Below are 20,251 nucleotides of genomic sequence, written 5' to 3'. Positions count from 1 at the left end.
CTGTGAGGTTCCGATCAATACTGACGGGAGCGGTCGTCGCGTTCAGCCTCGTCGCCCCGGCAACCGCAGCCGATACGGTCAAAATCGGCTTCATCACCAAGTTCCCGGTGCCGTTTTTCGCCACCATGGAGAACGCGGCGAAGGACTACGCGGCGGCCAATCCAGGCATAGAGATGGTCTTCGGCCAAGGCGCCTCGGCGACCGACATCGAAGGCCAGATCGCGCAGATCGAGTCGATGGTGACGCAGGGCGTGCAGGGCATCGCCCTCACCCCAGTCGACCCGACCGTCGCCACGGCGCTCGACAAGGCCATCGGCGCCGGCGTCAAGGTCGTGCTGATGGACAACGACATCCCCGGCTGGACCGGACGAACGGCGCTGGCCACCACAAACAACTACAACGCAGGCAAGATCGCCGGTGAGTATCTGAAGTCGGTGCTGAAGCCCGGCGACACGATGGGTATCCTCGAGGGCGTGCCCGGCGTTCCGTCGCTCGACGATCGCGTCAAGGGCATGAAGGAAGGGCTCGGCGGGCTGGACGTCAAGATCGTCGGCAGCGGCGCGACCGACTGCACCGAGGAGAAGGGCATCAACGTGGCGCAGGATATCCTCACCGCCAATCCGGACGTGAAGTCCATCTACGCGGCCTGCGGCCCCCCGGCGGCCGGCGCCGCCCAGGCGATCAAGAACGCCAATCTGGCGGGCAAGGTGATCCTGGTGGGCTTCGACTTCTGCTGCGGCGAGGCCGAAGCGCTCGAGGCCGGCATCGAAAATGCCACGGTCGCCCAGTTCCCGACCAAGATGGCGTCGCTCGGCGTCGAGGCCCTGGTCAACGCTATCCGGGGCGAGAAGGTCGAGTCGCTGATCGATTCCGGCGCGGCCCTCGTCACCAAGGCCAACATGGCCGAGTTCAAATAGCCGATGCGAGGGCCGGCGCGCAGCCGGCCCCTCGTCTTCCTGCGAGAGTGCGCCCGTCGCACGGACATCGAAAGACACCTACGTGCAGTCCATGGAAGCCCTCGTCTGCGTCGAGCCGGGCAAGCTGATCGTCGAGAAGCGCCCGGCCCCGACACCAGACCCGTCTTATGCGCTGGTGCGGCCACGCCGCGTCGGCATATGCGGAACCGACTATCATATCTTCGAGGGCAAGCATCCGTTCCTGCTGTATCCGCGGATCATGGGCCACGAACTCGCCGTCGAGGTGGTGCATGCGCCTGCCGGCTCCGGGATCGGGCCCGGGCAGAGCTTCGCGGTCAATCCGTACCTGTCCTGCGGCGGCTGCATTGCCTGCCGGCGCGGCAAACCCAATTGCTGCGTGCGCGTGTCGGTGCTGGGGGTGCACCAGGACGGCGGCATGGCGGGCCTCCTGGCGGTTCCGCCGGGAAACCTGATCCCTATCGACGGCCTGTCGCTCGACCAGGCGGCGACCGTCGAGTTCCTCGCGATCGGCGCGCATGCGGTGCGACGTGCCGCGGTGACGGCACGGGACCGGGTGCTCGTCGTTGGGACCGGCCCGATCGGGCTCGGTGTTGCCCTGTTCTCGCGGCTCTCCGGGGGCGCTGTCGCGGTGCTGGATCGCGAGACGGAGCGCGCGCGCGCAACGGCCGCCATCCTCGGCGTCACACCGATCGCCGCCGATGGGGACAGGTCGCATGCGCTGGACCGGTTCACCTCCGGCGAAGGATTCGACGTAGTCTTCGATGCGACTGGAAACCCGGGAGCGATGGAGAAGGGTTTCGACTACGCCGCGCATGGCGGCCGCTATGTGCTGGTCAGCGTGGTGAAGGAGCAGATCCGGTTCATGGATCCCGACTTCCATAGGAAGGAACTGACGCTCCTCGGCAGCCGAAACGCCACGGCGGAGGATTTCGAGCGCGTCATCGAGGCAATGCGACAAGGTTCGGTGCCGGTGGATCGCCTGATTACGCATCGAACTGACCTGACTGGGGCTGTGCGCGACATTCCCCACTGGACAAACGAAAAAGCCGGACTGATCAAGGCGATCGTGGAAATCGGCTGATCGTCGAGGAATGGGAAGCCGCGCGTCCTTGCGGCTTCGGGGTCAGCCCTCAGGGAGGAAGCGCAGATTGCCCGCGATCGACTATGAGATTCACGACGAACGTTTCGGCCGTCTGATCCACCAGAATGCAGGGCCCGAAATCCTCTGGCAGGGAGGGCGCTGGTGCGAAGGCCCCGCCTACTTCGCGGCCGGCCGCTACCTGATCTGGTCGGACATCCCCAACGACCGCATCCTGCGCTGGGACGAGATGAACGGCCAGGTGGCGATCTTCGAGCAGCCATGCCGCAACCAGAACGGCCATACGGTGGACCGGCTGGGCCGCCTCATCACCTGCGAACACCGTGGTCGCTGCGTGAGCCGATACGAGATCGACGGCAGCCGCACGATCCTGGCCGACAGTTTCGAGGGCAAGCGTCTCAACTCGCCCAACGACGTCGTGGTCAAGTCCGACGGTTCGGTCTGGTTCACCGATCCGTCCTACGGGATCGACAGCGACTACGAGGGCGACGCGGCGCCGATGGAGCAGGACGGCCGCCATGTCTACAGGATCGATTCCGGAGGCGGTGTCACGCGGGTGGTCGCCGACATGAAGCAGCCGAACGGGCTCGCCTTCTCGCCGGACGAGGCCTTTCTCTATGTCGCGGACACCGGCAGATCGCATTTCGCGGACTGCATCCCGAGAATACGCCGCTATACCCTATCGGCCGACGGAGCGTCACTCGCAGGCGGTGTCGATTTCGCGGACTGCGACGCCGGCATGTTCGACGGCTTCCGGGTCGATACCGAGGGTCGCATCTGGTCGTCGGCCGGCGACGGAGTGCACTGCTTCGCGCCCGACGGCACGCTGCTCGGCAAGATCCTCATCGACGAGGTGGTCGCCAATGTCTGCTTCGGCGGCCCGAAGCGCAATCGCCTGTTCATCTGCGCCACCACGACGCTGCGGTCGGTCTACGTTAATGCACGGGGCTGCACCTAGGCTCAGGATACATTGATCAGAGCCAGAAGATGACGGCGGCTGTGATGCAGATGGCCGAGAAAAAAGTGTGGGCGCATCGGGGGCAACGTCAAGTGCAACAATCGACGGCTGCACTCGGCACCATCACGCATCAGCAGTCCACCTTCACGCGCCGCGACGCGGCAATATTCGCGCACTACAGCGACTGCATCGACCAGTTCAACGAAGTGGTCGGCGCCATAGGGCGTTCGCCCGATCTGGTGGCGTTGGGGCAAGACGGGCGCGGCGAGGAGATGATCGAGGCCAAACAGCGCCTGCATCGTGCCGCGGAGATGATGGCAGAGCGCGAACGCCATGAGGTGAGTGAAGGTGACCGTGAAGCAGCCCCTGCCCGCGCCGAACTGCGTGGTCTTGTCCTGTCCGGCGAGCAGGTCGATGCGTCGGCGTATATCACGGAAAGGCGCGCTCTCGGCATCGTCGGCACGCGCCAGATGGAGCGTGTGCTGTCCCATGCGGCGGAAGCGGGCGCAAAGGTGGGGCTGGTCGGCGATCCTCAGCAGCTGCAGTCAATCGAGGCGGGTACCGCCTTCCGTTCGATCCATGAGCGTCACGGGGGCGCAGACATCGAAACTATCCGCCGCAGCGCCGGGCCAACCGCTTCGTCGAGCGCTGGCAGAAGCTCTATCAAGCCAGCCAGCGCCAGTATCAGGCCGGCGACATGGCAACGCATTCGCGGCTTTAATCCATTATTGCCGGCTGCAAACAGGACCTCGGCATGGCATCCGACTCAGGCCGCAGCCTGGGGCGGGAACTTGCCTTCCATCATGGGCTCGGACTTGGCAGAGGAAGAGGGCTCGGGCTGTAAAACTATCCTATTTTCCACCGCCTCCCCGCCACACTACTACCACCAGCTAAATGTCTATTGCACAACAACAAATCATCGCCTTGTCTGGCCTCTGCAACACCCCGCAGGAGGCAGCGCGGCCATGCTCTAGCAGACCGTATTGTCCGCATAAAAGCCGTTCACGCCCGCACCGGCCCGTCCCGGTCCACCATCTACCGCGAGATCATGATCTTCCCTTCGACGAGGTAGCGGTTCACGTTGTAGATAACCGCGATCCGGTTCCGAGCCGCGTGGCCCAAGCTCATCTCGAGCCGACGATCATCAAACTTGGCGCAGTGCAGTCCAGTCGAGAATGTACGTCGCAAGTCGTGAACACCGAAGCTCTGAAAATCAGGGGCAGTCTCTCGGATGCGCCCTACGACCGTGTCAATTACACGGTTGAGCGTTGCGTTGCTGACGGGCGTATCGCCGTCATATCAGCCGGGGCGTAGGTATCGACTGCTCCCGAATATGGTGTGGAACGCCGTCAGAATGTCGAGCGCCTGATCGCACGAAGCGAGATGGTCGGAAACGACCTTAGATCACTCCCACTCGATCGTCCCGGGCGGCTTGCTCGTTACGTCATAGACCACCCGGTTGATCCCTCGTACTTCGTTGATGATACGCGTCGCCGTGCGGCCGAGGAAGGTCATGTCGTAGGGGTAGAAGTCCGCGGTCATGCCGTCGACGGAGGTAACGGCGCGGAGCGCGCAGACGAAGTCGTAGGTGCGGTAGTCGCCCATCACGCCGACGGTCTGCACCGGCAGCAATACGGCGAAGGCCTGCCAGATCGTGTCGTAGAGGCCCGCCTTGCGGATCTCTTCCAGGTAGATCGCGTCGGCCTTGCGCAGGATGTCGAGTTTTTCGCGCGTCACGCCGCCGGGGCAGCGGATGGCGAGGCCGGGGCCCGGGAAGGGATGGCGGCCGATGAAGCTCTCTGGCAGGCCGAGTTCGCGGCCGAGCGCGCGGACCTCGTCCTTGAACAGTTCGCGCAACGGCTCCACGAGCTGCATGTTCATCCGCTCGGGCAGGCCGCCGACATTGTGGTGGCTCTTGATCGTCACCGAGGGGCCGCCGGAAAAGGAGACGCTCTCGATCACATCGGGATAGAGGGTGCCCTGCGCGAGGAACTTCGGGGCGCCCTTTCCGTCGGCGGCGATCTTGCCGGCCTCGGCCTCGAACACCTCGATGAACAGGCGGCCGATCGTCTTGCGCTTCACCTCCGGGTCGCTGACGCCGGCGAGCTGGGTCAGGAACAGATCGGACGCGTCCACGTACCAGCGGGATGTTGTAGTGGTCGCGGAACATGCCGACCACCTGCTCGCTCTCGCCCAGGCGCATCAGGCCATGGTCGACATAGATGCAGGTCAGCTGGTCGCCGATCGCCTCGTGGATCAGCACCGCCGCGACGGAGGAATCGACGCCGCCGGACAGGCCGCAGATCACGCGCTCGGTGCCGACCTGGTCGCGGATCTTGCGGATCATCTCGGCGCGATAGGCCGACATGGTCCAGTCCGACTTCAGCCCGACGATCTTGTGCACGAAGTTGGAGAGCAGCTTCGCGCCGTCGGGCGTATGGACCACTTCGGGGTGGAACATGGTGGAATAGTAATGCCGCTTCTCGTCTGCCGCGATGGCGAAGGGCGCGTTCTCGGAGGTGGCGATCACCTCGAAGCCGTCGGGCAGCTTGGTGACGCGGTCGCCATGGCTCATCCAGACCGGATAGCGGCCGCCGACCTGCCAGAAGCCGTCGAACAGCGGGCTCGCCTTCCTGATCTCGACGTCGGCGCGGCCGAACTCAGCGGCATGCCCGCCCTCCACCGTGCCGCCGAGCTGTGTCGCAAGCGTCTGCTGGCCGTAGCAGATGCCGAGGATCGGCACGCCGGCGTCGAACACCACCTGCGGAGCGCGCGGGCTGCCCTCGGTCGTCACCGAGGCCGGGCCGCCGGAGAAGATGACGCCCTTCGGCTGTAGCTTCTCGAACGCAGCCTGGGCGTTCTGAAAAGGGTGTATCTCGCAGTAGACCCCCGCCTCGCGCACGCGCCTCGCGATCAGCTGCGTGACCTGGCTGCCGAAGTCGATGATGAGAATGGAGTCGGGATGGGCTGTCATCGCGGGGCATTAGCCGAGTCGAGCGGAATCAGCAACGGCTCGTAGCGGGTTCCCGCGAGGCAGGATATCAGGCGGGCGTCGGCGGTGAGCAATGGTCGACTATGACGAGACGCCGCGGCGACATAGAGGCAGTCGTAGACGCTTGCGCCTGTGTCCAATGCGATGCCAACCGCCTCCTCGAGCAAATCAACAAGAGGAAGGACCTCGAGTTCGGTTTCTAGCTGCTGCACTATAGCCCGCAGTTGAGCAGCGTCCACGTGGCCGGCACGTATCTTGCGGCTAACCACTTCTCCGGTTTCGGCAAGGATATGAGCGGGGGCCACAAGCCGCCTGCCATCTCTTATAGCAAGTGCATACTTCTCCGAATCCGGCTCTCCTACGAGGAGTTTGACCAGCGCGCTTGCATCAATAATTAGAGTAGCCGCGGTCACGCATCTCTCTGATTATCTTGGTGCTGTCCGTCTCGGGCGAGTAGCCCTTGGTCATCGCCCGGATAGCCGCGAACTCATCCGCACGCGCCTTCGCTTGCTCCGGCGTCAGCCGGTCCGGCTTCTCGCTTGCGGCACTTGCCAGGATCGCGCGGATTTCCTCGTCGAGGCTTCTGCCGTTCTGCTCGGCGCGCAGCGCGATGGATTTCAGGACCGTCTCCTCGATGCCCTCGATGTGTATCGCGCCCATTTCGCGCCTCCGATGACTGTACCAAATGTACTGTGGAGGCTGTTTCCTCGCAATGGGCAGTCAGTCTCGGCCGATGATCGGCACCTCGCCCTTCGCGATCGCCTGTCCCAGCCGATCCACCGCGCCCGCCAGCTTCTCGTCGATGACATGCAGGTATTCGGTCCAGTCGCCGACATGGCGCAGGTCGGCCGCGCCGTCGGAAATGCCGCGCAGCGCCACGAGCGGCACGCCGAAGCGCTGGCAGGCGCGCAGCACCGCGAAGGTCTCCATGTCCACCATGTCGGCGTCGATCGCATCGTAGGCAGCGCCCGAGACGATGTTCGCACCGGTCGACAGCGTCGCCCCGGCGATGCCCGAAATGCGCAGCGGCAAAGGCACCACGGCCGGAAGGTCGAGGAAGGGCGTGGCGCCCTTCTCGAAGCCCAGCGGCGAAGCGTCCATGTCGCGATAGGAGACGGCGGTGGCCTGGTAGATTCCCGTCTGTTCCAGCGACCGGCTGCCGGCGGAGCCGAGGGACACGACGAGGTCGGGCAGCGCGCCTTGCGAGGCGTGGCCCGCCAGCGTCGCGGTGAGCGCGATCGCCGCCTCGACCGGCCCGACGCCGGTCATGAGCGGGGTGAAGCGCGCCTTCAGATGCGGGCCGTATTCGGCCTCGGCCGCCATCACGAACAGGACCCGCCTCCCCGCGAATGTCGGCACCTCGAACGTCATATTACCCCGCCAGGCCTTCGCGGCCGGTGATGGTCATCATCGTCGCGGTCATGGTCGCGATCAGCCGTGCCTCGCCGTCCGCCGCATAGGCATAGGCCTGGCCGTCGGCGACGATGATCGTGCGGCCGGGCTTCGTCACCGAGCCGCGGAACAGGAAGCGCTCGCCCTTGCCGGGTGAGAGCATGTTGAGCTTGAACTCGATGGTCAGCACCGCCGCCTCCGGCGGCATCAGCGAATAGGCCGCATAGCCGCAGGCCGAATCCAGCGCCGTCGAGATGATGCCGGCATGCAGGAAGCCGTGCTGCTGGGTCAGCGCCGTCGAATAGGGCATCTCGATCTCGATCGTGCCGGGCGTCACGCTGGTCAGCTCGGCGCCGATGGTCGACATCACCACCTGGCGCGCGAAGCTCGAGCGCACGCGCTCCTCATAGTCGGCATCGATCTGTGTGTTCGCCTTCACGCTCTGTCCTCCGCAAGCCTGCCTTATCGCAAAGGCCGGCCCGCACCGCAATTGCTCAATGCTGCAGCGCAGCAGCGATCGGTCGAGCCAGCGAAGCAGATCATCGCCGTGCGAGGCGAAGGAGATCCCGGCATCAGGTCCGACGCAGCGAGGCGAAGAAGAAGCCGTCGGTGCCGCTGCGCAAGGGGGTCAGCACGACGCCGTGCTCTCCCGTCCGCGCCCTCTCGGCATGCTTCGGAAACATGCCCGTCCAGAGAGCGGCGTGATCGGTTGACTCTAAGTCGGAATGCCGGTCGAGGAAGGCCGCCACCTGGTCCTGGTTCTCGGACGGGAAGACCGAGCAGGTGACATAGGCGATCGACCCGCCCGGCTTCACGTAGCGGGCGGCATTGTCGAGGATCGACCGCTGCTCCGCGATGCGCACGTCGAGCTGGCGCTCGGTCAGCCGCCATTTGGCGTCAGGCCGGCGGCGCCAGGTGCCCGAGCCGGTGCAGGGCGCGTCGATAAGGACGAGGTCCATGCGGCCTTCGAGATCGGCGAGGCCGGCCGGATTGGCGATCACCTGCACGTTGCGGCATTCGGCGCGCTTCAGGCGGTCGAAGATCGGCGCCAGCCGCGCCTTCTCCGAATCGTGCGCGAAAATCTGGCCGCGATTGTCCATCATGGCCGCCAGCGCCAGCGTCTTGCCGCCGGCCCCGGCGCACAGGTCCAGCACCTGCATGCCGGGTGCCGCCCCGGTGAGCCGGGCGGCGATCTGCGAGCCTTCATCCTGGATCTCGAACCAGCCCTTCTGGAAGGCGGGCTCGACCTGGACGTTCGGGTGCCGGCCGTCGCCCTCGATCGGCGGAATGCGGATGCCGTCGGGCGCGATCGCCGCGGGTGCGGCGCCAGCGAGTTCGCCGATCACCTTGTCGCGCGTGGCAAGCAGGGTGTTCGCACGCATGTCGAGCGGCGGGCGGGCGGCGAGCGCCCGCGCCTCCTCGACCCAGTCGCCGCCGAAGGCTGTCTCCAGCAGCGGCACGCACCAGTCGGGCACGTCGGCGCGGACGGCTTCGGGCGCGTCCGCCAGGTCGCGCGCGGCGACGGCGGCGATCTCGGCCTCCGTCAGTGGCGGCGGCGCGAAGCGGTCGCCGTCGAGCGACGCGTTGAGCTCGGCGGCCGTCCGGCCCGTCTCGAGAATCAATCCGCCGAACGCCCAGGCGCGCGGCGCGGCATCGCTCAGCAGCCATCCGGCAGACCGCCGGCGGCGCAGCGCGTCATAGACGATGTTGCCGATCGCCGCGCGGTCACCCGCGCCGGCGAATCGGTGCGACAGACCCCAGTCCTTCAGCGCGTCGGCCGAGGGACGATGCCGTCGCTCCATGTCTTCCAGAACCTCGATAGCCGCCGCCAGCCTCCCGCCCAGTCGCATCGCACACCCCTTTCTTGCGAGGCGTCATATAGCGGACGCCGGCAAAAGGCCAACGGGGGGCCGCGCGCGCCGTTCCGCAGTGCAATATGGAGGTGGCGGCAGCCGTGAAATTGTGGATAGAGTGGGTAACGGGCACCCAAAAGAGGCACCATGGCGATCCACGCGGCGATCTACCATCTGACGCACTACACCTACGACAAGCCGGTCGTGCTCGGCCCCCAGGTCATACGCCTCCAGCCGGCGCCGCATTCGCGGACCAAGGTGCTGAGCCATTCGCTGAAGGTCAGTCCGTCCAATCACTTCGTGAACCTGCAGCAGGACCCCTACGGCAATTTCCTCGCGCGCTACGTGTTCCCGGAGCCCGTGACGGAGTTCAAGATAGAGGTCGACCTCGTCGCCGACATGACGGTCTACAATCCGTTCGACTTCTTCGTCGAAGAGAGCGCGGAGACCTGGCCGTTCGAATACCCGGAGGAGATCCGGGAGGACTTGGCGATTTACCGCAAGCCCGAGCCGGCCGGGCCTCTGCTGCTGGATTTCCTGGCGGGAATCGATCGTTCTGAAACGAACACGGTGAACTTCCTCGTCGCGCTCAACGCCAAGGTGCAGCAGCAGATCGGCTACATCATCCGCATGGAGACGGGCGTGCTGACGCCAGAGGAGACGCTCGGCTTCCGTACCGGCTCCTGCCGCGATTCGAGCTGGCTTCTGGTCCAGATCCTGCGCAATCTCGGTTTCGCCGCCCGCTTCGTCTCCGGCTACCTGATCCAGCTCAAGCCCGACCTCGTCTCCCTCGACGGCCCGGCCGGCACGTCGGTCGACTTCACCGATCTGCACGCCTGGTGCGAGGTCTACCTGCCCGGCGCAGGCTGGATCGGCTTCGACCCGACGTCCGGTCTGCTCACCGGCGAGAGCCACGTGCCGCTGGCGGCTACGCCGCACTACCGCAACGCGGCACCCATCTCCGGCGGCTATTTCGGCGATGCCAAGGTCGGTTTCGACTTCGCCATGCGCGTGGACCGCGTCTCGGAGCATCCGCGCATCACCAAGCCGTTCTCGGATGAATCCTGGGCGAGGCTCGATGCCCTGGGCGACAAGGTCGACGCGGTCCTGAAGGAACAGGACGCAAGGCTCACCATGGGCGGCGAGCCGACCTTCGTGTCGATCGACGATTTCGAATCGGCCGAATGGAACACCGCCGCCGTCGGCCCCACCAAGCGGGAGAAGGCGGATGCACTGATCCGCCGGCTGCGCGAGCGCTTCGCGCCTACCGGCTTCCTGCATTACGGCCAGGGCAAGTGGTATCCGGGCGAGACGCTGCCGCGCTGGACCTTCTCGCTCTACTGGCGCCACGACGGCGAGCCGGTCTGGGCCGACGAGAAGCTGATCGCCAGGGAAGGCGAGAAGACCGCCGCGAAGCCGCAGGACGCGCAGCGGCTCTTGACCGAGATCGCTTCGGAACTCGGTGTCGAACGAGAGATGGTCGCGGAGGCCTATGAAGACCCCGGCGAATGGCTGCTTAAGGAAAGCAAGCTGCCCGACAATGTCGATCCGTCGAACTCGAAGCTCGCCGATCCGGAGGAGCGCAGCCGCATGGCCCGCGTGTTCGAGCGCGGGCTGACCAATCCGAGCGGCTACGTGCTGCCGGTTCAGCGCTGGAACGCCGCCGCGACGGCAGCCGGTCCGCGCTGGCGCAGCGAGAAATGGAAGACGCGCCGCGGCCGGCTGTTCCTGGTGCCGGGCGACTCACCGGTCGGCTATCGTCTGCCGCTCGGCGCCCTGCCCTATGTGCCGCCTGCGCAGTTTCCCTACATTGTCCCGGTCGATCCGACGGTGCCGCGCGGCGCTCTGCCGCCGCGCGCCGAGATCCTGCCCGCTTCGACCACCACGGACGGCGCCGACGAGATGGCGCAGCGCCAGACGGCCGCATCCTTCACGGCGGCGACGGAGCAGCAGGACCGCGTCGAGCAGACGCTGACCGAGATCGGCGGGGCCGTGCGCACGGCGCTCTCGACCGAACTGCGCGACGGCCGGCTCTGCGTGTTCATGCCGCCCACCGAGGCGCTGGAAGACTATCTGGAGCTGGTCGCGGCCGCCGAGGAGGCAGCGAAGCGGATCGGTCTGCCGATCCACATCGAGGGCTATGCCCCGCCGCACGACCCGCGCCTCAACGTCATCCGCGTCGCGCCTGATCCCGGCGTCATCGAGGTCAACATCCATCCCTCCGCGAACTGGAAGGACTGCGTGGCGACGACCGAGGCGGTCTATGAAGAGGCCCGCCAGAGCCGGCTCGGCGCCGACAAGTTCATGATCGACGGCCGCCACACCGGCACCGGCGGCGGCAACCATGTCGTGGTGGGCGGCGCGACGCCGACCGACAGCCCGTTCCTGCGCCGGCCGGACCTCCTGAAGAGTCTGGTGCTGCACTGGCAGAGGCATCCCTCGCTCTCGTACCTGTTCTCCGGCCTGTTCATCGGGCCGACCAGCCAGGCGCCGCGTGTGGACGAGGCGCGCCACGATCCGCTCTACGAGCTGGAAATCGCGATGGCGCAGGTGCCGCATCCGGCGAATGGGCCGCCTCCCCTGCCCTGGCTGGTCGACCGGCTGTTCCGCAACCTTCTGGTCGACGTCACCGGCAACACGCACCGTTCCGAGATCTGCATCGACAAGCTGTTCTCGCCGGACGGCCCGACCGGCCGGCTCGGCCTGATCGAGTTCCGCGGCTTCGAGATGCCGCCCAACGCCCGCATGAGCCTCGCTCAGCAGTTGCTGATCCGCGCGCTGATCGCCCGCTTCTGGGCCGGCCCGGCCGATGGCCGCTTCGTGCGCTGGGGCACCTCGCTGCACGATCGCTTCATGCTGCCCTGGCACGTCTGGCAGGATTTCCAGGACGTGCTGCAGGACCTGCGCACGCACGGCTTCGACTTCGCGCCGGAATGGTTCGAGGCGCAGCTCGAGTTCCGGTTCCCCTTCTGCGGCGAGGTCCAGTACGAGGGCGTCAAGCTGGAACTCCGCCAGGCGCTGGAGCCCTGGCACGTGATGGGCGAACAGGGCGCGATCGGCGGCACGGTGCGTTTCGTCGATTCCTCCGTCGAGCGGCTGCAGGTGCGCACGGACGGGCTCAACCCAGAGCGCCATAAGGTGCTGTGCAACGGCCGCGTCGTGCCGATGACGCAGACCGACAGCCGCGAGACCGCGGTCGCCGGCGTGCGCTACAAGGCGTGGCAGCCTGCGTCGGGCCTGCATCCGGTGCTGCCGGTCAACACGCCGCTCGTCTTCGACATCTATGACACCTGGTCGAACCGCTCGATCGGCGGCTGCATCTACCATGTCGCGCATCCGGGCGGCCGCAACTACGAGACCTTTCCGGTCAACGCCAACGAGGCCGAGGCGCGGCGGCTCGCCCGCTTCGAGCCGCGCGGACACACGCCCTCGGTCTTCGTGCCCCCGGCGGAGCTGCCCAATCTCGACTTCCCGATGACGCTCGACCTGCGGCGGCCGGTGCTCAGGTGATCGCCAGCGAACAGAAACGGGATGCAGCGGCCAAGCCCGGCCGCAGCCTTCTGTCGGGATACAGGCCGATCCCCGGCGTGACCGACGAGATGCTCGACGCATCCGGCGAGGTCAGGCCCGGCTGGGACATGCTGATCTCGGCGCTGTCCGACATCCCCTACAAGGAGCGCTCGGAACGCTTCGCCCGTGCCGACCAGTATCTGCGCGACGCCGGGGTCTACTACCGGGTCTATGAGGGCCAGGGCGCGCGGGAACGCGAATGGCCGCTCGCTCACCTGCCGCTCATCATCTCGCAGGCCGAGTGGGACGAAATCTCGGCCGGGCTGGAAGAGCGCGCCGAACTGCTCGAACGCATAGTCGCCGACATCTACGGGGCGAACCTGCTGGTGGGGCGCGGACTGATCCCGCCCGCTTTGGTCGCCGGCAATCCGGAATTCCTGCGCCCGCTGGTCGGCATCGAGCCGGTCGGCGGCCATTTCCTGCATTTCTGTGCCTTCGAACTGGGGCGGGGACCGGATGGGCGCTGGTGGGTGCTTGGCGACCGCACCCAGGCGCCGTCGGGCGCCGGCTTCGCGCTGGAGAACCGCGTCGCGACGACGCGCGCGCTGTCCGACGTGTTCGGCGACATGAACGTCCACCGGCTCGCCGGTTTCTTCCGCCAGTTCCGAGACACGCTGCTCTCGCTCGGCGGCGACCAGACCGGCCGCACCGGCATCCTGTCGCCCGGTCCCCTCAACGAGACTTATTTCGAGCATGCCTGGATCGCGCGGTATCTCGGCATAACGCTGCTCGAGGGCGAGGATCTGCGCGTCTTCGACGGCAAGGTGATGGTGCGCACCGTCTCGGGCCTCAAGCCGGTCAGCGTGCTGTGGCGGCGCATGGACGCGACCTTCATGGATCCGCTCGAACTCAAGGGCGACTCCCGGATCGGCACGCCGGGCATCGTCGAAGCGCTGAGGAGCGGCAATCTCGCCGTCGTCAACGCGCTCGGCTCCGGCATCGTCGAGACGCGTGCCTTCCTCGCCTTCATGCCGGGCATCGCCCGCGCCCTCAACGGCACGGAGCCGAAGCTGCCCTCGGTGGCGACGTGGTGGTGCGGGCAGGCGGCCGAACAGCGGCATGTGATGGACAATCTCGACCGCATGGTGGTCGGCCCAGCGCTGTCGACCCGGCTTCCCTTCGAGGATCCGGAGATGACCCGCCTCGGCTCCGCCCTCGACCCGCGGGAACGCGACGTTCTGCTGGCGCGGCTCGCGGCTGACGGCACGGCCTTCGCCGCGCAGGAGGCGGTGACGCTGTCCACCACGCCGGTCTACACCCATGGCCGGCTCGTGCCGCGGCCGATGTCGCTGCGCGTCTTCGCCGCCCGCACCAAGGACGGCTGGACCATCATGCCTGGTGGATTCGCCCGCATCGGCCGCACCAACGACGCCACCGCCATCACCATGCAGCGCGGCGGGCAGGCGGCCGATGTCTGGATTGCCAGCGACCGGTCGGTAAAGCAGGAAACGCTGCTGCCGGACGATTCGGTCCCAGTCCCGCGCACCCGCACCGGCAACCTGCCGAGCCGCGCGGCGGAGAACATGATGTGGCTCGGCCGCTACTCGGAGCGACTCGAGAGCACAGATGCGCATCCTGCGCGCCTATCACGTGCGCCTCGCCGAGGCAGTCGATCCCGGCCTGCCGCTGCTTACGACCGTGCGCTCCTATCTCGACTTCCTCGGCGTCGACGCGACCTGCGCCGTATCGCCCGGCGTGCTGCGCACCATCGGGCATGCGACCGGCAGCGCCGGCCAGATTCGCGACCGCTTCTCGCCCGACGGCTGGCTGGCGCTCAACGACCTGTCGAAGACGCTGCACCGCTTCGCCGACAAGGTGGAGCCCGGCGACGACGCGGCGCGCGCCATGACCGTCATCCTGCGCAAGCTCGCCGGCTTCTCGGGCCTCGTGCACGAGAACATGTACCGTTTCACCGGCTGGCGCTTCCTCGAGATCGGCCGCCGCATCGAGCGCGGCATCCATATGGCGCGCATCCTCGGCGCGCTCGCCTCGGCCAAGGCGCCCGACGGTGGCCTCGACATGCTGCTCGAGATCGGCGACAGCGTGCTCACCCATCGCCGCCAGTTCAGCGTCAGCGCCAGCCGGCGTTCGGTGATCGAGCTGCTGGCGCTCGATCCGCTCAATCCGCGCTCGATCGTCTTCCAGCTCGACCGGCTGAAGGAGGAGATCGGCGAACTGCCGGGCAACGAGACCGGCCATCTCACCGCCGCCGCCAAGGAGGTGCTGAACCTGCATACCCGCCTGTCCATCGCCGAGGCGAAGGACCTGGACACGGCGCAGCTCAACGAGGTCGTGTTCGGCCTCGGCGCCGTATACGACGCGCTCTCGCGCAGCTATTTCACCTGACGATGCTCTACGATATCCGCCTGAACCTGCATTACGACTATCCCGCCACCGTCGAAGGCGGCCGGCATCACCTGCGCACCATGCCGCTGACGCTGCCCGGCATGCAGCGCGTGATCGCGGCCAACATCGCGCTCGACCCGAAGCCGACCGAGAGTCGAACCTTCACCGATTTCTTCGGCAATGCGGTCACCTCGATCGCCTATCGCGAGCCGCACGACACGCTCGACCTCACCATGAAGGCGCGGGTCAGCGTGACGCGCGCCGAGCCGCCGCTCGACATCTCGCCGACCGTCGAGGGGCTGAAGGCCGAGATCGACGCCACCCTTTCGCTCGATCCCAACTCGCCGCAACACTACCTCGCCGGCAGCCTGCATGCGCCGATCGATCCGGCGATCACCGCCTACGCGCAGGAGAGCATCGCCTCGACGCGCAGCGTGTTCGAGCTCGCCTTCGACCTGTGCCGGCGCATCCACGGCGACTTCGATTACGAGCCCGACGCCACCAATGTGCGGACACTGTCGCCGGAGGCGTTTCACCTCCGGGCCGGCGTCTGCCAGGATTTCTCGCATGTGATGATCTCGGGCCTGCGCGGGCTCGGAATCCCGGCCTGCTATGTCAGCGGCTTCATCCGCACCATCCCCCCGCCCGGCAAGGAGCGGCTGGAGGGGGCCGACGCGATGCATGCCTGGGTGAGCGTGTGGTGCGGGCGCGAGGCCGGCTGGCGCGAATTCGACCCGACCAATGCCATGCTCGCCGGCAACGACCATATCGTCATCGGCTACGGCCGAGACTATGCCGACGTCGCGCCGATCGTCGGCGTGCTGCGCACGGTCGGCCGGCACTCCTCCGAACAGTCGGTGGATGTTATCCCGGTCGCTGACTAGCGTTTTGGCGCAGCACTGCGATCGTCGCGAAGGATGCGACCGCGACGAGCGAAATGCCCACGAGCGTCAGCAGCGACGGGACCACGCCGAGATTTTCGAGCATCGCCGAGAAGGCGAAAGGAGCGAAGGCGGCTGAGAACTGCCGCGCAGAGCTTGCCCACCCCACCATCGCGCCATAACCCACCTGGCCGAACAGCTCGAGCGGCAAGGTGCCGCCGACGATGCTGTTCAAGCCTGATCCGAGGCCGAACATCACCACGAAGGCAAGCGCACCGACAAGCGACGGCGTCGTGCCGACCAGGATCAGCAGCCCGGCCGGCAGCAGCAAGGCGGAGATGACGGCCAGCCAGACCTGCGGCAGACGGCCGCCAAACACCATGTTGACCAGCCGGCTCGCGACCTGGGAGGGGCCGAACAGGGTCGAGGCCCACAGCCCCGCCGCTCCCATGCCGAGCGCAACCGTCAGCGGCACCATGTGGATCAGGATCGAGTTCAGGACGAAGCCTTCGGCCGCGAAGCCGGCCAGCATGAGGAGGAAGATCGCGCGCCGCGCCGGCGACGCGGCCTCCGCCGCCGGAGCCGTCTCCTGCGGCGACGCCACGGCCTCGCCTGCCCTCGCTCGCCGCGCGTGGCTGGCGATCCAGGCGTGCAGAGGTAGGCAGACCGCGAGATGCAGCGCCGCGAAAACCAGGAAGACCTGCCGCCAGTCGAGCGATCCATGCAGCCAGGTCGTGAACGGCCAGAAGACGGTCGACGCGAAGCCGGCGATCAGCGTCAGATGCGTGATCGACAGCGAGGCGCGGCTGCCGCCGACCTGCACGATGGCGACGAAGGCGGCGGAATAGAGCACGAAGGTGGCGGCGACTTCCATGACCAGAAGCGCCGCGACGAAGACATAGGCGTTGGGCGCGGCGGCGACGAGGATGAGCGAGGCGGCCGCGGCCAGCGAGCCGGCGGTCATGGTGCGCCCTGCCCCCAGCCGGTCGGCAAGGCGGCCCGCCGACGGGGCGGCCAAGCTTCCGGCGATCAGCGACAGCGACAATGCGCCGAAGATCCAGGCCTGCGGCCATCCAAATGTGGCCGAGATACCGGGAGCGAGGATCGCGAAGCTGTAGAATAGCGTGCCGTAGCCGGCGATCTGCGTGACGCCGAGCGCCCAGATGACCGCGGCGGATGCGCGATCCGCGCTCATCGGGGCAGCACCTTTGCGGCGAAGACGGCCTGGGGAGATATCACGGAGGGACACCAGCGGGACGCCCCTTCCTGAAGCGCCCAACGCCTCGCGTCAATCGTCTCCACCCGCTGGATCAACGAGCCGGACGGACTGTGCCGCCGCCGTAGCCGACAGGGCGAGGATCGCGGGGAAGGATCTCCGAGCCGTGAAGCGTCCGCCCCGCGGATCTCTGATCAGGCAAGCCGTGTGCAGGCTTCCGCGATCCTGCGCAGCGCCTCTTCCAGCTCACCCTCGGATGTCGCGTAAGAGATGCGGAAGTAAGGCGAGAGCCCGAAGGCCGAGCCCGGCACCACCGCGACATTCGCCTCTTCGAGCAGGTAGTCGGTGAAATCGGCGTCGGTCTCGATCCGCTTGCCGGACGGCGTTGTCCGGCCGATCAGCCCGCCGCAGCCGGCGAAGGTGTAGAACGCGCCTTCGGGCATGCGGCAGTCGATGCCGTCGATTGCATTCAGGCCGGCGACGACGAGGTCGCGCCGGTGCCGGAAGCTATCGCGCCGCTCCGCCAGGAAATCCTGCGGCCCGTTCAGTGCCTCCACGGAAGCCGCCTGGCTCACCGAGCACGGGCAAGAGGTCGCCTGGCTCTGAATCACGGCCATGGCCTTGATCAGCGGCTTCGGTCCGCCGGCATAGCCGATGCGCCATCCGGTCATCGCATAGGCCTTCGAGACGCCGTTGACCGTCAGCGCCCGCTCCTTGAGCCTCGGCTCGATCGCCACGGGTGTGACGAACCGGAAATCGTCGTAGACGATGTGCTCGTACATATCGTCGACCATCAGCCATACATGCGGATGCCGCAGCAGCACATCGAGCAGCGGCCGGTAGTCCGCCTCGCCATAGGCCGCGCCCGATGGGTTCGACGGGGAGTTGAGCAGCACCCAACGGGTCTTCGGCGTGATCGCCTTTTCGAGCTGGTCGGCCTTGAGCCGGAAGCCGGCGGAAGCGTCGCAGGGGATCAGCACCGGATGCGCCGCCGCAGACCTCGACGATGTCGGAATAGGAAGTCCAGCACGGCGTCGGGATAATGACCTCGTCGCCCGGATCGATCGTCACCATGAAGGCGTTGAACAGGATCTGCTTTGCCCCGGTCGCGACCGTCACCTCGTCCATCGCATAGTCGAGACCGTTCTCGCGGCGGAACTTCGCCACAATCGCCTTCTTCAGCTCAGGCGAGCCGTCGAGCGCGGTGTATTTCGTCTCGCCGCGGTCGATCGCCGCCTTCGCGGCCTGCTTGACGTTGTCCGGCGTGTCGAAATCCGGCTCGCCTGCGCCGAGGATGATGACCGGCAGGCCATCCTTCTTCATCGCGGCGGCCCGCGCGCCGATCTGCAGGATCTTCGAGACGCCGATCGTGGCGATCCGCGAGGCGGGCCGGAAGCCCGCCTCCTTGATCTTGGAGACGATGGTCATGATGCCTGCTCGTCCTTATTCGATGTCGAACGAGACGCCCTGTGCCAGGGGCAGCGCCTTGGAGTAGTTCACCGTGTTGGTGGCGCGACGCATATAGGCCTTCCAGGCGTCCGAACCGCTCTCGCGGCCGCCGCCCGTCTCCTTCTCGCCGCCGAACGCGCCGCCGATCTCCGCGCCCGACGTGCCGATGTTGACGTTGGCGATGCCGCAATCCGAGCCGTCGACAGCGAGGAAGCGCTCGGCCTCCTGCACGTTGAGGGTGAAGATCGAAGACGACAGGCCGGCAGCCACCGCGTTGTGGTCTTCCAGCGCCTCGTCGAAGTCCGAATATTTCATGACGTAGAGGATCGGCGCAAAGGTCTCCTCCAGCACCGGGCCGCACTGCTTCGGCATCTCCACGATCGCCGGCTTGACGTAATAGGCCGTCTCCTTGCCCGCGTCGGTAACGCGCTCGCCACCCGTCACCGCGCCGCCTTCGGCCTTCGCCGCGCCGAGCGCCTTCTGCATGCCGTCGAAGGCCGCCTTGTCGATCAGCGGACCGACCAGCGCCGAGGTCTCCAGCGGGTTGCCGACGGAGACGCTGGTGTAGGCCTTCTTCAGCCGCGGCACGAGCTGGTCGTAGACGCTGTCATGCACGAAGAGGCGGCGCAGCGTCGTGCAGCGCTGGCCGGCCGTGCCCATCGCGCCGAAGGCGATCGCCCTGAGCGCCATGTCGAGGTCGGCCGAGGGGCAGACGATGCCGGCATTGTTGCCGCCGAGCTCGAGGATCGAGCGGGCGAAGCGCTTGGCGAGCCGCGGCCCGACTTCCTTGCCCATTCGGGTCGAGCCGGTCGCGGAAACCAGCGCCACCTTCGGATGGTCGACAAGCGCCTCACCGGCCGCCCGATCGCCGATCAGCACCGTCGACAGGTTCTTCGGCGCGCCGCCGAAGCGGGCGATCGCCTTTTCAAGGATCGCCTGGCTCGCGAGCGCGGTGAGCGGCGTCTTCTCCGACGGCTTCCAGACGATGGCGTTGCCGCAGACCAGCGCGAGTGCCGCGTTCCACGACCAGACGGCGACCGGGAAGTTGAAGGCCGAGATGATTCCGACGACGCCGAGCGGGTGCCAGGTTTCCATCATGCGATGGCCGGGACGCTCGGTGGCAATCGTCAGGCCGTAGAGTTGGCGCGACAGGCCGACGGCGAAGTCGCAGATGTCGATCATCTCCTGCACCTCGCCCTGGCCTTCCGAGGTGATCTTGCCGGCCTCGATCGAGACGAGGCGGCCGAGATCGGTCTTGGCGGCGCGCAGTTCCTCGCCGAGCAGCCGCACCAGTTCACCGCGCTTCGGCGCCGGCACCAGCCGCCATTCCTTGAAGGCCTCGTGCGCGGCCTCGATCGCGGCGCCCGCCTCGGCGGCCGACACGGCCTTGAGGCTGGCGATCTCCTCGCCGCTCACCGGGCTGAACGAGGCCATGCCGCCGCCCGTCCAGGCCGCGCGCGGCACACCCAGCCGGTCCAGGATCGCGGCGGTCTCCTGCTTCACGTCGACGCTCTTGCTCATCTGTCCTTCTCCACTGTTCTCGTCATTGCAGCGGCT

At 66.9% G+C, this 20,251-nt stretch carries 12 protein-coding genes and 4 pseudogenes; 7 read left to right on the top strand and 9 right to left on the bottom strand.

Annotation, left to right across the window (positions count from 1 at the left end; genetic code table 11):
* The first annotated feature begins 20 nt into the window (after positions 1-20).
* The 4 genes and pseudogenes from LRS09_RS18410 to LRS09_RS18395 form a co-directional block, all read left to right on the top strand.
* The gene (locus tag LRS09_RS18410) at positions 21-917 is read left to right on the top strand and encodes a sugar ABC transporter substrate-binding protein (protein WP_374684925.1); all 897 of its coding nucleotides are present in this window, start codon (positions 21-23) and stop codon (positions 915-917) included.
* 91 nt (positions 918-1,008) lie between these two features.
* Positions 1,009-2,019, top strand: coding sequence for a zinc-binding alcohol dehydrogenase family protein (locus LRS09_RS18405; protein WP_257808311.1), 1,011 nt, complete (start codon positions 1,009-1,011; stop codon positions 2,017-2,019).
* A 67-nt stretch (positions 2,020-2,086) separates the two neighbouring features.
* Positions 2,087-2,995 (top strand): SMP-30/gluconolactonase/LRE family protein, encoded by a 909-nt coding sequence (locus LRS09_RS18400; RefSeq protein WP_257808310.1) that lies wholly within the window; start codon positions 2,087-2,089, stop codon positions 2,993-2,995.
* Between the two features lie 59 nt (positions 2,996-3,054).
* Positions 3,055-3,657 (top strand): annotated as a pseudogene (locus LRS09_RS18395) (AAA family ATPase); the annotation flags it as partial.
* Positions 3,658-4,399: 742 nt separating this feature from the next.
* Here LRS09_RS18395 and guaA read toward each other — a convergent pair.
* From guaA to LRS09_RS18360, 6 genes and pseudogenes are all read right to left on the bottom strand, one after another.
* Positions 4,400-5,969 (bottom strand): annotated as a pseudogene (gene guaA, locus LRS09_RS18385) (glutamine-hydrolyzing GMP synthase).
* Entirely contained in the window at positions 5,966-6,400 is a 435-nt protein-coding gene (locus tag LRS09_RS18380) for a type II toxin-antitoxin system VapC family toxin (RefSeq protein WP_257808308.1), read from the bottom strand. The pseudogene guaA and the gene LRS09_RS18380 overlap by 4 nt, the downstream one beginning before the upstream one ends.
* Positions 6,375-6,647, bottom strand: a complete 273-nt coding sequence (locus LRS09_RS18375; RefSeq protein ID WP_257808307.1) for a hypothetical protein — start codon at positions 6,645-6,647, stop codon at positions 6,375-6,377. The genes LRS09_RS18380 and LRS09_RS18375 overlap by 26 nt, the downstream gene beginning before the upstream one ends.
* Before the next feature lie 60 nt (positions 6,648-6,707).
* The gene (locus LRS09_RS18370) at positions 6,708-7,358 is read right to left on the bottom strand and encodes a 5'-methylthioadenosine/S-adenosylhomocysteine nucleosidase (RefSeq protein WP_257808306.1); all 651 of its coding nucleotides are present in this window, start codon (positions 7,356-7,358) and stop codon (positions 6,708-6,710) included.
* Between the two features lies 1 nt (position 7,359).
* Positions 7,360-7,746, bottom strand: coding sequence for a PaaI family thioesterase (locus LRS09_RS18365; protein ID WP_257810244.1), 387 nt, complete (start codon positions 7,744-7,746; stop codon positions 7,360-7,362).
* Positions 7,747-7,951: 205 nt separating this feature from the next.
* Positions 7,952-9,229: an RsmB/NOP family class I SAM-dependent RNA methyltransferase gene (locus LRS09_RS18360; RefSeq protein ID WP_257808305.1), complete on the bottom strand. Its 1,278-nt coding sequence runs from the start codon at positions 9,227-9,229 to the stop codon at positions 7,952-7,954.
* Between the two features lie 150 nt (positions 9,230-9,379).
* Between LRS09_RS18360 and LRS09_RS18355 the strand changes: the two genes are divergently transcribed.
* From LRS09_RS18355 to LRS09_RS18345, 3 genes and pseudogenes are all read left to right on the top strand, one after another.
* Complete coding sequence (locus LRS09_RS18355; RefSeq protein WP_257808304.1) at positions 9,380-12,742, top strand: DUF2126 domain-containing protein; 3,363 nt, start codon at positions 9,380-9,382, stop codon at positions 12,740-12,742.
* A pseudogene (locus LRS09_RS18350) lies at positions 12,739-15,148 on the top strand (circularly permuted type 2 ATP-grasp protein). The gene LRS09_RS18355 and the pseudogene LRS09_RS18350 overlap by 4 nt, the downstream one beginning before the upstream one ends.
* Positions 15,149-15,150: 2 nt before the next feature.
* Positions 15,151-16,032 (top strand): transglutaminase family protein, encoded by an 882-nt coding sequence (locus tag LRS09_RS18345; protein ID WP_257808303.1) that lies wholly within the window; start codon positions 15,151-15,153, stop codon positions 16,030-16,032.
* Here LRS09_RS18345 and arsK read toward each other — a convergent pair.
* The 3 genes and pseudogenes from arsK to LRS09_RS18330 form a co-directional block, all read right to left on the bottom strand.
* Positions 16,013-17,224, bottom strand: coding sequence for an arsenite efflux MFS transporter ArsK (arsK, locus tag LRS09_RS18340; protein WP_257808302.1), 1,212 nt, complete (start codon positions 17,222-17,224; stop codon positions 16,013-16,015). The two genes, LRS09_RS18345 and arsK, sit on opposite strands and share 20 nt — an antisense overlap.
* 215 nt (positions 17,225-17,439) lie before the next feature.
* Positions 17,440-18,673, bottom strand: a pseudogene (locus tag LRS09_RS18335) (pyridoxal phosphate-dependent aminotransferase).
* 15 nt (positions 18,674-18,688) lie between these two features.
* Positions 18,689-20,215, bottom strand: a complete 1,527-nt coding sequence (locus tag LRS09_RS18330; protein WP_257808301.1) for an aldehyde dehydrogenase family protein — start codon at positions 20,213-20,215, stop codon at positions 18,689-18,691.
* Positions 20,216-20,251: the final 36 nt, after the last annotated feature.

The organism is Mesorhizobium sp. J428, from assembly GCF_024699925.1.
Taxonomy (GTDB): domain Bacteria; phylum Pseudomonadota; class Alphaproteobacteria; order Rhizobiales; family Rhizobiaceae; genus Mesorhizobium_A.
Note: the sequence above shows the minus strand (reverse complement) of the source record. Positions and strands in the feature narration are given on the sequence as shown.

Coding starts and splice junctions, on each gene's coding strand:
- LRS09_RS18345 (WP_257808303.1), top strand. CDS start 15,151: ATGCTCTACGATATCCGCCTGAACCTGCATTACGACTATCCCGCCACC.
- LRS09_RS18360 (WP_257808305.1), bottom strand. CDS start 9,229: ATGCGACTGGGCGGGAGGCTGGCGGCGGCTATCGAGGTTCTGGAAGAC.
- LRS09_RS18355 (WP_257808304.1), top strand. CDS start 9,380: ATGGCGATCCACGCGGCGATCTACCATCTGACGCACTACACCTACGAC.
- LRS09_RS18365 (WP_257810244.1), bottom strand. CDS start 7,746: ATGTCGACCATCGGCGCCGAGCTGACCAGCGTGACGCCCGGCACGATC.
- LRS09_RS18370 (WP_257808306.1), bottom strand. CDS start 7,358: ATGACGTTCGAGGTGCCGACATTCGCGGGGAGGCGGGTCCTGTTCGTG.
- LRS09_RS18375 (WP_257808307.1), bottom strand. CDS start 6,647: ATGGGCGCGATACACATCGAGGGCATCGAGGAGACGGTCCTGAAATCC.
- arsK (WP_257808302.1), bottom strand. CDS start 17,224: ATGAGCGCGGATCGCGCATCCGCCGCGGTCATCTGGGCGCTCGGCGTC.
- LRS09_RS18330 (WP_257808301.1), bottom strand. CDS start 20,215: ATGAGCAAGAGCGTCGACGTGAAGCAGGAGACCGCCGCGATCCTGGAC.
- LRS09_RS18405 (WP_257808311.1), top strand. CDS start 1,009: ATGGAAGCCCTCGTCTGCGTCGAGCCGGGCAAGCTGATCGTCGAGAAG.